This window comes from Hymenobacter elongatus (assembly GCF_004745955.1).
Classification (GTDB): Bacteria; Bacteroidota; Bacteroidia; order Cytophagales; family Hymenobacteraceae; genus Hymenobacter; species Hymenobacter elongatus.
The window spans coordinates 25,717-38,700 of sequence record NZ_SRLD01000030.1 but is presented as its reverse complement, the minus strand read 5'-3'; the positions used below and the strand labels follow the sequence as shown (position 1 = coordinate 38,700).

Annotated in this window: 9 protein-coding genes; 8 read left to right on the top strand and 1 reads right to left on the bottom strand. The window is 62.4% G+C overall.

The window, feature by feature from the left end; translation table 11 throughout:
- Positions 1-56 precede the first annotated feature (56 nt).
- Complete coding sequence (locus E5J99_RS14785) at positions 57-1,730, top strand: lysophospholipid acyltransferase family protein (RefSeq protein ID WP_167852153.1); 1,674 nt, start codon at positions 57-59, stop codon at positions 1,728-1,730.
- A 73-nt stretch (positions 1,731-1,803) separates the two neighbouring features.
- Here the strand turns inward: E5J99_RS14785 and E5J99_RS14780 are convergent, their stop codons facing one another.
- Positions 1,804-2,376, bottom strand: coding sequence for a DUF4468 domain-containing protein (locus E5J99_RS14780; RefSeq protein ID WP_135498590.1), 573 nt, complete (start codon positions 2,374-2,376; stop codon positions 1,804-1,806).
- 730 nt (positions 2,377-3,106) lie between these two features.
- On the opposite strand from E5J99_RS14780, the gene E5J99_RS14775 reads away from it, so the two are divergent.
- From E5J99_RS14775 to E5J99_RS14745, 7 genes are all read left to right on the top strand, one after another.
- Entirely contained in the window at positions 3,107-4,141 is a 1,035-nt protein-coding gene (locus E5J99_RS14775) for an amino acid--tRNA ligase-related protein (protein ID WP_135498589.1), read from the top strand.
- A gap of 225 nt (positions 4,142-4,366) precedes the next feature.
- A complete protein-coding gene (locus E5J99_RS14770; protein ID WP_135498588.1) occupies positions 4,367-5,230 on the top strand; it encodes a dihydroorotate dehydrogenase in 864 nt (287 codons plus the stop codon).
- The gene (gene pyrF / locus E5J99_RS14765) at positions 5,218-5,979 is read left to right on the top strand and encodes an orotidine-5'-phosphate decarboxylase (RefSeq protein WP_135498587.1); all 762 of its coding nucleotides are present in this window, start codon (positions 5,218-5,220) and stop codon (positions 5,977-5,979) included. The genes E5J99_RS14770 and pyrF overlap by 13 nt, the downstream gene beginning before the upstream one ends.
- A 156-nt stretch (positions 5,980-6,135) precedes the next feature.
- Complete coding sequence (gene pyrE / locus E5J99_RS14760; RefSeq protein WP_135498586.1) at positions 6,136-6,750, top strand: orotate phosphoribosyltransferase; 615 nt, start codon at positions 6,136-6,138, stop codon at positions 6,748-6,750.
- A gap of 154 nt (positions 6,751-6,904) precedes the next feature.
- The gene (locus tag E5J99_RS14755) at positions 6,905-9,979 is read left to right on the top strand and encodes a phosphoribosylformylglycinamidine synthase subunit PurL (RefSeq protein WP_245319013.1); all 3,075 of its coding nucleotides are present in this window, start codon (positions 6,905-6,907) and stop codon (positions 9,977-9,979) included.
- 15 nt (positions 9,980-9,994) lie between these two features.
- Positions 9,995-11,479 carry a phosphoribosylformylglycinamidine synthase subunit PurQ gene (locus tag E5J99_RS14750; protein WP_135498584.1) on the top strand — a complete coding sequence of 495 codons (1,485 nt, stop codon included), beginning with the start codon at positions 9,995-9,997 and terminating at the stop codon, positions 11,477-11,479.
- 117 nt (positions 11,480-11,596) lie between these two features.
- Positions 11,597-12,979 carry a phosphoribosylaminoimidazolesuccinocarboxamide synthase gene (locus tag E5J99_RS14745; RefSeq protein ID WP_135498583.1) on the top strand — a complete coding sequence of 461 codons (1,383 nt, stop codon included), beginning with the start codon at positions 11,597-11,599 and terminating at the stop codon, positions 12,977-12,979.
- Positions 12,980-12,984 lie beyond the last annotated feature (5 nt).

Here is a 12,984-nt window from a genome sequence, read left to right as displayed (position 1 = left end):
CTAGCTTTCCCTATCCGTCCTTCCTGGGGCGGCGTTCCCAGGAACTGCTCCGGCCCATGCTGGACCAACTAGCCCGCGTGCGGGAATTGGAGCTGCTGTATAAGCAAAGCGCCCACCTGCAGGGCCGGGAGTTTATCGGGAGCCTGCTCCGGAGCCTGGGCATCACCATCGAGTACGATGCGGCGGAGCTGCGGCAGCTGGCCCGCACCGGCAGCTTTGTGGCCGTCGGCAATCACCCGTGTGGCTTGGTCGATGGTTTGGTGTTGCTGTACGTGCTGACGGAGGTACGGCCCGACTTTCGAATCGTGGCCAACGAAGCCCTGGCTCCGCTGCTGCCCCAGCTGAGCAATCATCTGATCTTGGTGAACCCCGAACGGGCCAAAGCGGGCCGCAATGTGCCAGGGGTGCGCCGCCTGCTGCATTATCTGCACAATGAAGTTCCTATTGGTCTGTTTCCGGCTGGTGAGGTAGCAAGTCGGCCGCGGCCGTTTCAGGCGGCTGCGGAGGCCCAGTGGCATCCCACGGCCGGGCGGCTGCTCAGCGTGGCGCGGGTGCCGGTCGTGCCAGTCTGGCTGAGTGGGCACAACAGCGAAACCTTCAGCCTGTTGGGACTCATGCACCCGTGGCTCCGAACGGCCCGCCTGCCCGCCGAGCTGCTCAACAAGCGCGGGCAAACGATACGAGTGCGGGTAGGCCGTCCCATTATGCCCCGGGAGCTGGCTCAGATAGCGGCTCCCGAGGGGTTGGCGTACGTGCGGGCCCGGGTATTTGCCCTGGGTGCCAGCCCGTCGCCCGGCAGCACCGAGGCGGCCACGGCCCCGGTGCCCGTAGTGGCCGAAACCGACGCCGCTCTGGTGGAAGCCGACATCAACGCGCTGCGGCCCACGCGGTGCCTGGTGCGCACGGGCAGCTGGGAGGTCTATATTGCCAGCAAGGCCGAGCTGCCCCACGTGCTGCGGGAAATCGGTCGGCTGCGCGAGCTGACGTTTCGCCGGGAAGGCGAAGGCACCCAGCAGCCGCTCGACCTGGATGGCTACGACGACTACTACCGGCACTTGTTTCTCTATGACCGCGCCACCCGCCGTATCGTGGGTGCGTATCGGATAGGACGGGGCCGCACCATCCTGCGGCACCACGGGCGGCGCGGGTTCTACCTGCACTCCTTGTTTCGGATGGCCAAAGCGCTGGAGCCCTTCCTGGCCGAGTCGTTGGAGCTGGGCCGCTCCTTTGTGCGGGCCGAGTACCAGAAGCAGCCCCAGCCCTTGGCGCTACTGTGGAAAGGCATAGCCGAATACCTGAGCCGCCACCCTGAATACCGCTACCTGATCGGCCCCGTGAGCATCAGCAACCGCTTCTCGACCGTGTCGCGGGCCGTGATGGTCAACTTTCTGACCGCTCACTACTTCCGAGCCGATCTGGCGTGCCTCGTCAAGCCTCGGAAGCAGTTCCGCTACCGGCCGCTCGACGCAACGGAAATACCCGCCACGCTCCAAACGGGCTTGACTACCGTGCAGGATCTGCATAAGCTCATTGCCACCTTCGAGCCCGGCGGCGCGGGCATTCCGGTATTGCTACGGCATTACCTGAAGCAGAATGCTCATTTACTGGGCTTCAATCTGGACCCTAACTTCTCCAATACCCTCGACGGATTTATCGTGCTCGACGCCCGCGAGCTGCCCGAGCGCACCCTGCATCTACTGGAGCGCTATCCGGTGCCGGTTGGGGAATAGATAAGTGTATGTAGATCAAAACCACCTCCAGCCGTAGCCAGAGGTGGTTTTGATCTACATGTGACTGTGTAGCTTACTCTTTGCCTGCGCCTGGCACACCAACCATGCCTTCCTCCGCCGAAGGCAGCGTGTTCATATAGGAGCGGAAGCTCATGGCCACTTCGCTGGCCAGCGCAGTGGCCTGGGCCGTCACACGGCGGTCGTTGAAAGTGCGGGTGTTGGAGCGCTCGGCGGCGAGCTGGGTGATGTAGTCGCTCAGCATCACCGATTCTTCGGGCTTGTTGGGGTCAGCTACGAGCCGAAAGGAGCCGACGCTGTATTCGTAGCCGGTTTCGCTGGCCCGAAATACAAAGTCGAACCGTACCAGCATCTCCTGTTCCTTGCCCGCTGGCGTTACGGGCTTCACCTTGCCGGTGCCCGTTACCCGCACCATTCCCGTGGCCGCATCGGTTTTTGCTCCCGTCTTGGGGCCGTACGCAAAGTGGCTGGTGCTCCACTCCGCCGCCCGATTATACAGTGCTTCCTTGCCCGCACCATCAGCCAGCACGTTCTCGGCGTAGGCTACAGCGGCGGCGGCGCTATTCTGAGCCTGCGCGGCGGTGCTGGCCCAGCCAGCAAACAAGAGAATAAACAGCACTTTTTTCATGACAGTACGGAAGCAAAGTGGTGGTGCAAATATGACGGAAGCAAAAGTACCGGGTTACTGGCAGGTTGAACTATTAACAGTCTGTTGTGAATTTGTTACGCTACGATGAAGCTGAGAGACTCACCCAAACTCTTGAAAAATGGAAGCATCGCTGTTGAAAAGCCGAAATGATTGCTGTTGGGGAAGGGGAAACCAGTTGCTCGCAACATTCTTGACGTCAAAATGATAAAATTGTATTATTTTAAATAATTTTATTGCTCTGTTATGGCGTTGAATTTGTCTTTTGCTTAGATGAAGCAAAGATAGGGAAGGATCTGAAAAACCGGGTCTGAAATATTTATTTGTATGCAAAAATTTGCCAGTCAGTATTTTACATATGCTTGATGCTGTGCCTTGCTTTCACGAGACAGCAGTGGGTGGTTGCGAGCAACGTAACATTTTGGTAACATAAACTTAATGTTACCAAGTTAGTGTCAGTGGTAACAATTAGTACTTTTGCACCGTGCTCCACCTCTCTATCCAGAAGTAATGAAGCGCGGGACTCTCCACATCGACGTCCTGCGAGAAGACCGGAAGGTCTTTTCCCCCGTTAATTTTTCCATTTTCTCGGTTTTTGCCCCGTTCACCGCTCCGGTTTCCGAAGCGGTTTTTTTATGCCCGTTCGGTTCGGGCATCGGCAACCGTGCGGCCCAGCATTTTCTAATTTCTCACATTCACACCCGGTAACTTCATGAACGACACCACCACCCTCGCCCAGCAGATGGTAGCCGCCGCTCCCGTCGCCACTCGCAACGTGAACCTGAGCACGGACCCCAAGCGTATGGCCGTGATTAAAGTATGGGATGCCATGATCCGCGGCGCCCGTAAGTATGTCGAGTCGGAAGGCTTCCTGGCTATCCACAACATGCCCCATATTGTGGGCGTAACCGGCGCCTGCGAAAACACCGACACGCTGTTCACTATCGACTGGTACGACGGCAAGAAGATGTTTCTGCCCCAGTCCAACCAGCTCTACATCGAGATGCTGACCCAGGCCGTGGAAGGTGGCCGCGTGTACGGCGAAATCCAGAGCTTCCGCAAGGAGCTGAACGCCGACAACCGCCGCCTGGCGCAGTTCAGCCTGTTTGAAATCGAGCACGTCGGTGGTCTCGACGAGCTGCTCGGTCACTTGGCCGGTATCGTCGCCACGGCTTCGAAGCAGGTAGCCCAGGATTGCGCCAAGGAGCTGGCCCTGTTCGGCCGCGACGCTGCCGACCTGGCCAACCTGACCTTTGAGCGCATGACCTACGCTGATGCCGTGGAGCTGCTCAAAACCGAAGGCTTCCCCGAGCTGGTGTGGGGCGACGACCTCGAGGCACCGCACGAAGGTCGCCTGACCGAGCTGATGGGCCCGATGTTCGTGACGCACTACCCCGCCGACATCAAGTTCTTCAATATGCGCAACAACGACGACGACCCGCGCGTGGTAAACTCCTCCGACCTGCTGCTGCCCCTGGCCGGCGAATCGGCCGGCTCCGCCGAGCGCGAGTTCGACGCCGAGAAGCTGCGCCACAAGCTGGTGACGTCCTCCATGCTGGAAGGCCTGCTGCGGCAGGGCATGAAGCTGTCGGACTTCGACTGGTACATCGATTTCCACAAAGAGCATGATGTGAAGCTGCACTCGGGTGCCGGCGTGGGGATGGCCCGGGTAGCCCAGTTCATCCTCGGCCAGACGGACATCCGGGACTGCGTACCGTTCCTGATCAACCGCGACAACGTTATCTAACGAACTGGTTAACAGGGCGCCCGGCCACCACCGGGCGCTTTGCTTTTACAGTAGCCCGCTTTGGGCTGGGCGCTGATTGTGAGGCAATAAAACATGCTGTCCTGAGCTGACGGAGGCTGTTCTGAGACGTATTGCGGTAGAATTTTGGTGAAAAAAGAGGCTGCCGTCTCACGCTTAGCAGTATTCGTCAGCTCTGGATGGCACCGGTAGTTAACGAGCGAAATCATGCAACTAGGAACTCTCACGCTGCAAAATCCCGTGTGTCTGGCGGCCGCCTCGTGGCAGCTGGAAGGGGCCGGCTACGAGCGGCTAGGCGCTATTTTCACCCGTACCGTCACCATGGAGCCCCGACCAGGACTTTATGAGGAAGGCATCTGGCAGGTGAACGAGCAAACCCTGCTCAACGCCACCAACATGCGCACCGAAAGCGCCGAAATTCTGGTGCAGGAGCATTTGCCTCACCTGCTGCGCTACGGTGTGCCGGTGCTGGTCAGCATCACGGCCCCGGGTATCCCCGGCTTCCGCAAGATTGCCCGCTTCCTGCAGCGCGAAGTCGGCCGCCAGATTGCGGGCGTGGAAGTGTACATCACCTGCTCGGAGACGGGCCAGGGGGCCGACATCACGCCCCGGTTTGTGCGCGAGGCTACCGAGGCCGTGCGTAATGAGCTGGGTCCGGCGGCCAGTATCGTGGTGAAGCTGCCACCGTGGCCCGACCATATCCGGGGCCTGGCTCTGGGGGCCCAGCAGGGCGGTGCCACGGCGCTGGCCGCTACCAATATTTTGAAGTCGCTCCACCTGCCCGACGATGCCACGGCCGAGCCGCTGGTAGGTGGCCTGTCGGGGGAGGCGCTGCGCCCGGTGGCGCTGCGCTGCGTGTATGAGCTGGCCCACGACGAGCAGATTACGCTCCCGATTTTCGGTACGGGCGGCATCTTCACGGCCGGCCACGTCGCCGACTACCTGCGCGTGGGCGCCAGCGCCGTGCAGATTGCCAGCGGCGAATGGCTGGAACCCGGCCTGACGGCCCGGCTGGCGGCCGAATGCGCCAACCTCAAACCTGAAATTATATCGACGCGATGGAAAAGCTGATTCACCGGGTGCAGGACGCCAATACGCTGTTGTGCGTGGGCCTCGACCCCGTGGGTGACGACACCCAGGCCGCCCACCGGCTGGCCGAAGTTATTGACCAGACCAGCGGGTATGCCGCGGCCTTTAAGCCCAACCTGGCCTTTTTCCTGAGCCGGGAAGACGGCGTAAAGCTGCTGCGCGAAACCGTGCGGCGTGTTCCCGCCGGTATTCCGGTGATTCTGGACGGCAAGTTCGGCGACATTGCCAACACCGCCGACCACTACGCCCGCTTCGCCTACGACGTGGTAGGGGCCGATGGCGTGACGGTGAACCCCTACATGGGCGACGACGCCATCGTGCCCTTCGCCCGGCCCGGCAAGATGGTGTTCGTGCTGGCCAAAACCTCCAACCAACCCGTGCACTCCCTCCAGGATGTGGCCCTGACCCGGGGCGGCTACCTTTCCGACTGCGCCGCGGGCGTGGCCCGCCAGCTCGACGAGGAGCACGGCGGCATCGGGCTGGTGGTAGGCGCGACGAATGCCGCGGCCGTAGCCCGGCTGCGCAGCCTGAGCCCGGAGCAGTGGTTTCTGGTGCCCGGCGTGGGTGCCCAGGGCGGTGATCTGGCCGCAACTCTCCGCGCCGGCCTGCGGCCGGATGGTTCAGGGCTGCTCATCAATACGTCGCGGGCGTTGTGGCAGGCGGCGGATGCCGGCGCCACGGCGCGGGAGCTGGTCGCGCAGATCAACCAGTTTCGGCCGGTAGCGGTGTAGTACTATGCATAAGGTCATGCTGAAATGGCGTCATGCTGAGCTTGTCGAAGCATCTCGCCCGCTTCGTTGAATTACTAATCTGCCGTCAGCACGCGAGATGCTTCACTGCGCTCAGCATGACGTCCTTTTTCAACCAAACCAGGAACTCCCTACTCCTTGCCTTCCATCCCAACCACCTTCTCCCCCGCCACCCTGGAGCAGCAGCTGCTGCAGGAAGACGCGCTGCTGCGCGGGCACTTCCGCCTGTCGTCTGGTCTGCATTCCGATACCTACGTGCAGTGCGCCCGGTTTCTGCGCCGCCCCGATCTGGCCGCGCCGGCCGCGGCGGAGCTGGCCCGGCAGCTACGGGCCGCGGGCCTGCAGCCCGACGTGGTGGTGGGGCCGGCCATGGGCGGCGTGGTGATTGGCTACGAGCTGGCCCGGCAGCTGGGCGTCCCGGGTATTTTTACGGAGCGCGACGACACGGGCCAGATGACGCTACGGCGCGGCTTCACGGTGGAGCCGGGGCAGAAAATTGTCATTGCCGAAGACGTGGTGACTACCGGCAAGAGCACCAACGAAGTAGCCCGCCTGCTGACCAGCCTGGGCGCAGAAATTTTGGCCGTCGTGAGTTTAATTGACCGCACGGGGGGCAATGCTGAGCTAAGTTTTCCGAACTTTGCCCTGCTGCCGGTAACGGCGGCTACCTACGCACCCGATGAGTGCCCGCTGTGCCGGGCAGGTATTCCGGTGGTAAAGCCGGGCAGTCGGCCCGACAAAGCGTTTTCTTAAACCTACTGCGGCGCAACCGGCGTCGGAGCAAGGCATTTTCGGCGTACTCAGTCCAGAGTATGCTTCCTCACGGTGGCGCTGGTGCCACGCGTGGGAAACCCGAAAAATAGACAAACACCTCCTTTTGGAATCGACCCCAAGAACCATTCAGCTTTTGCTTAAGCCCGGCCAACACGATGGCGAGGGCCAGCGCATCGCCGAAGCCGCCCAGCGCCACCTCGGCCTGACCACCGGCCGGGTGCAAAGCACGGCGCTCTACACGGTGCGCTACCCCCTGAGCCGCGCTCAGCTTCAGGCCTTCGCCACCCACTGCCTCCAGGACCCGGTGCTGCACGACGTGGTCCTGAATGAGTTCCGCCACGGCCCCGACTACCAGAGCTACATCCTCGTCGCCAAGCTGCCCGGCGTAACCGACGACGAAGGCATCTCGGCCCAGAACGCCCTCGGCGACTTCCTGAACGAGCCGCTCGACATCCACACCCAGCATATCTTCAGCAAGCGGCTCTACTTCCTGGAAGCGGCCCTGCCCGAAAGCAGCCTGCGCCAGCTGGCCCAGGAGCTGCTCGGCAACAAGCTCATCCACCGCTTCGAAACCGGCCCCATCACCGACATCCGCGACTACACGCCGCGGCCCGGTGGCGGGGCCGAATCCATTACGGACCTCGTCCCGCTGACCAGCCTCACCGATGAGGAGCTGGTGAAGCTGTCGAAAGACAACCTCTACGCCCTGAACCTGGCGGAAATGCGGGCCGTGCGCGACCATTACGCGGCCATCAGCGCCCAGCGCCAGGCCGCCGGCTTGCCCCAGGACCCGACGGACTGCGAGCTGGAAATCATTGCCCAAACCTGGTCGGAGCACTGCAAGCACAAGGAGTTTTCGGCCCTCATCAAGTACACCGACGCCGACACCGGCGCGACGCACGAAGTAGACGGCCTGTTCAAGACCTACATCAAAGACGCCACCGCCGAAGTAGACCGCCAGCTGCGGGCCAACGGCAACGACTGGCTCATCAAGGTGTTCAGCGACAACGCCGGGGCCGTGCGCATCAACCCGGAGTCGCTGTTTGTGTGGAAGGTGGAAACCCACAACTCCCCTTCGGCCATCGACCCCTACGGCGGGGCCATTACCGGCATTCTGGGCAACAACCGCGACCCGCTGGCCACCGGCATCGGCGGCGCCCGGCTGCTGTTCAATACCAACGTGCTGTGCTTTGGCAACCCCGAGTTTTCGGGTACTCTGCTGACCAATCAGCTCCACCCGCGCCGCATTTTCGAAGGTGTGCGCAAGGGCATCGAAGACGGCGGCAACAAGTCGGGGGTGCCGACGGTGAACGGGGCCATTGTATTCGACGACCGCTACGCCGGCAAGCCGCTGGTGTACTGCGGCACCGGCGCCGTGATGCCGATGCAGCTGGCCGGGCTCGATTCGTGGGAAAAGAAGATTGACCCCCAGGACCGCATCATCATGGCCGGGGGCCGGGTGGGCAAGGACGGCATCCACGGCGCGACGTTCAGCAGCATCGAGCTCGACGAAACTTCGCCCGCCACGGCCGTGCAGATTGGCTCGCCCATCACGCAGAAGCTGGCCATGGACTTTCTGATCCTGGCTACGCGGCGCGGTCTGATCAGGTGCAGTACCGACAACGGCGCCGGCGGCCTGTCCTCCAGCGTTGGGGAGCTGGCCACCATCAGCGGCGGGGCGGTGGTAGAGCTGGAAAAGGTGCCGCTGAAGTATCCGGGGCTGCGGCCCTGGGAGATATTCGTGTCGGAGTCGCAGGAGCGGTTTTCGCTGGCCGTGGAACCTGCTAAGCTGGACGACCTGCTGACTTTGGGCCGGGAAATGGAAGTGGAGCTGACCGACATCGGCTACTTCACCGCCGACGGCTACCTCGACGTGCGCTTCGACGGTGCGCCGGTGGCTCACTTGAATATGGAGTTTCTGCACGAAGGCGTGCCGCGCAAAGTGCTGGAAGCCGAGTGGCGCAAGCCGGAGGCCACCGAGCCAAAACTGGCGGCTGACCTGAATTACACTGACGTCCTCACCCGCCTGCTCGGCAGCCTCAACATCTGCTCCCGCGAGTCGGTGATCCGGCAGTACGACCACGAGGTGAAGGGCCGCACCATCATCAAGCCGCTGATGGGCGCCACGGGCCAGGCCCCGCAGGATGCGGCCGTGGTGCGCTTCAACTTCGAGAGCTGGGAAGGCGTGGCCGTGAGCAACGGCATTCTGCCCCGCTTCGGGGATTTGGACGCCTACCACATGTCGGCCGGCGCGTTCGACGAGGCCGTGCGCCAGATTGTGGCCGTGGGCGGCAAGCTGCCCAACCTCACGTACGGCGACGGCAACTTCTGGTCCGTCAACGACAACTTCTGCGTGCCCGACTCGGTGTACGACCCCGTGAGCAACCCCGACGGTAAGCTCAAGCTGGCCAAGCTGGTGCGGATGTGCGAAGCCCTGCGCGACGCCACGGCGGCCTATTGCATCCCGCTCACCTCGGGCAAGGACTCGATGAAAAACGACTTCAAGGCCGACGGCGTCAAGATTTCGGTGCCGCCCACGGTGCTGTACTCGATGACCGCCAAAATTGAGGACGTGCGCCGCACCATCACCTCCGACTTCAAGCAGGCCGACGACGTTATCTACTTACTCGGTGAAACCTACGACGAGCTGGGCGGCTCGGAGTTCTACCAGCTCTTCGGCGAGCTGGGCGCCAACGTGCCCCAGGTGCGCTTCGGGCCGGCCAAAGCCCTTTATGTTCTGCTGGGCCAAGCCAATGATAAAGGGCTGATCCAGTCCTGCCACGACCTGTCGGATGGCGGCCTGGCCGTGGCGCTGGCGGAGGCTACGTTTGGGTACGGCTGCGGGGCGGCGGTGGAGCTGCCAGCCCCACCCCCCAGCCCCCCACTCGCTTCATTCGCGACATCCGGTGGGGAGGGGGAGCCTGACGCTCTTTTGGTGAATGGGGCGCTACCCGTGCCCGTGCAGCTGTTTGCCGAGTCTCATTCCCGGTTTGTGGCTACGGTGGCGCCGGAAGACGTGGTGGCGTTTGAGCAGCATTTCGGTGCTCGCGCCACCCACCTGGGCGTGGTGACGGCGGACGGCCAGCTCACAGTGCGCCACGGCGGCCAGACTGTTATTGCGGCTAGTACGGCGGCCCTGCGGCACGAGTGGACCAACGGCCCGGTGAATCGAATTATCGGCTTCGGCCAGCACGCAGCCGCGCAGTAACGCGTAGTAGAACAGATGGAAGAGAAACCTAAACTGCCCGACCAGAATACGCCCCCACGGCCCCAGCACGAAGATCCGGGCTATGAGGTCGTGGATGCCGAAGGCAACATCAAGCTGCCCGGCTTTAAGAGCGTGGACGGTGGCCACGAATCCACCGAGCCACTACAAAGTGCGGAGGACCATTCGTCCGACCAAAAACCAAAAACCAATAACCAAAAACCAGTAAAAGCGCTAATTCTGACCGGGTTCGGCATCAACTGCGAGGAGGAATTTGCCGCGGCCTATACGCTGGCCGGCGCGGAAGCCACCATCGTACACTTGAATCAGGTGCTGCACGGCCACGTCAGCATCCACGACTACGACATCCTGAACTTCCCCGGGGGCTTCTCATTCGGCGATGATCTGGGCTCGGGCGTGGTGCTGGCCAACAAGCTGCGCTACCGCAAAAACGCCGAGGGCCGCACCCTGCTCGACGACATCCGTGACTTCATTGCCGACGGCAACTTCGTCATGGGCATCTGCAACGGCTTCCAGGTGCTGGTCAAGCTCGGGCTGCTGCCCAACCTGAGCGGCACCGTGACGCCGGAAGTGACGTTGACCCATAATGCTTCGGGACGATACGAGGATCGGTGGGTGCGGCTCAAAGTAAACCCCGAGTCGAACTCGCCCTTCCTGAAAGGCATCGACACGCTGGAAGTGCCCGTGCGCCACGGCGAGGGCCGCCTGATTATCCGGGGCGCCGACACGCTGGCCGCCATCGAAGCCCAGGCTTTGAACTGCCTGGCCTACGTTGATTTCGACGGCTCGCCCACCGACGTGTACCCGCACAACCCCAACGGCGCCGACCTGAACTGCGCCGGCCTGACCGATCCCACCGGCCGGGTGTTCGGGCTGATGCCGCATCCCGAGGCGTTCCTCTCGCTCTACAACCACCCCGACTGGGCCCGGCGCAAGCGGCAGAACCCCACCCTGAGTGAGGAAGGCGACGGGCTCAAGCTGTTCCGGAATATTGTGGCGCACATCCGTGGACCCCTCCCCCCGGCCCCCTCCCCAAAGGAGAGGGGGAGCCAGACGGCTGGCGAGGCTGTTGAAGGCGACGTTGCTGCGTTTCAGACGGCGCAGGAGCATGTTTTCACTACCACCGCGGGGAAGTGGAAAACGCTGGGGCCTTGGGCGCGGGAGAATCGCAAACAGCCCACCGGGGCTGAAGCAAAGCTCTGGGAGGAGCTGCGGCGCGAGAAGCTGGGTGCGCAGTTTCGGCGGCAGCACGCCATTGACTCCTACATCGTGGATTTCGTCTGTTTGTCGGCGAAGCTGATTGTGGAAGCGGACGGAGAAATCCATTCCGATGCTGAACAGGCCGCTTATGATAAGGACCGCACCACTGTGTTGCAGGAGCTGGGCTACGAGGTGCTCCGCTTCAGCAACCAGGACATTCTGGATCACCCGGGAAAAGTGCTGCAACAGATTCAAAGCCGTCTGGCTCACATCCAGGCCTGATTGCAAAATCTCAACTAGCGTCAAACCTAAGTTCCTTCACCACCAAAACCAGCTCCGCACATCCTCGTCTGGCACCCCCTCCCTTTTGGGGAGGGGGCCGGGGGGAGGGGTCCCGATATGAACACTCTCAACCACTTCGCTACTCCCCAGCTCGAACTTCTGCACCGCGGCAAAGTCCGCGACTCCTACCGCGCACCTTCCGGCGAGCGGCTCATCGTGGTGACGGACCGGCTGTCGGCCTTCGACTCGGTGCTGGAAACGCCCATTGCCCACAAGGGCGCGGTGCTCAACGGGCTGGCCGCTTTCTGGTTCGACAAAACCCAGCACATCATTCCCAACCACGTCATCGAGCTGCTCGACCCGAACGTGACCCTGGCCAAAGAGGCCGAGCCGATTCGGGTGGAGATGATTGTGCGCAACTACATCACCGGCTCCATGCTGCGCGGCTACCAGAAAGGCCAGCGCACCTTCTCGGGCGTGTCGGTGCCCGACGGGCTGACCAAGCACCAGCAGTTCCCGGCACCCATCGTGACGCCAACCACCAAGGAGGATTCGGACCGTGAAATCACGCCCGAGAATCTGGTGAGGGAGGGCTGGGTAGCGGCCGAGCTGTACGAGCAGATGCGGGTGAAGTCGCTGGAACTGTTCAACTTTGCCTCCGCCTGGATGGCCGAGCGCGGCATCATCCTGGTCGATACCAAGTACGAGTTCGGGTTGCTGAACGGGGAGCTGATCCTGATTGACGAAATCCACACGCCCGACTCGTCGCGGTTCTGGAGCGCCGAGCACTACGCCCGCAACCCCGAAACGGCCGAGCAGATGGACAAGGAGTACGTGCGCCAGTGGCTGATTCAGAACAAGCAGGATGGGCAGTACCCCCGCGCCCTCACTCCGGAAGTGGCTCAGGAAGCCAGCCGACGCTACCTCGACATCTTTGAGCGCATCACCGGTGCCCCGCTGCCCACCGGCGGCGACGTGCGGGCCCGTCTCGTGGGCAACCTCGTGCGCGCCGGCATCATGAAGGACGCCTGGGTGAACATCGTCATGGGCTCGGCCGCCGACAAGGAGCACTGCCTGAAGATCCGCCAGAACTTCGAAGCCTACAACATCTTCACCCAGCTGCGCGTGACCTCGGCCCACAAGAACGGCGAGGAAATAGCTGGTATGGCCGAAGTATGGAACAACTCGGTGGAGCCCGGTGTCATCATCGCCGTGGCCGGCCTCTCCAACGGCCTCGGCGGGGCGCTGGCCGCCAACGTGAACGTGCCCGTCATCAGCTGCCCGCCGTGGAAGGACTACGCCGAGCTGGCCATGAACCTGAACTCATCGGTGATCATGTCCAGTGGCACGCCCAACCTGACCGTAGTACGCCCCGATAATGCGGCGCAAGCGGCCGTGCGCGCTCTGAACCTGCCCCGCCTGCGCGAGCAGCTCTCCAAGGAAATCCTGGTCACCAAAGCCAAGCTGAGAGCGGCCGACGCCGAGCTGCGGGTGCTGTAATCAAG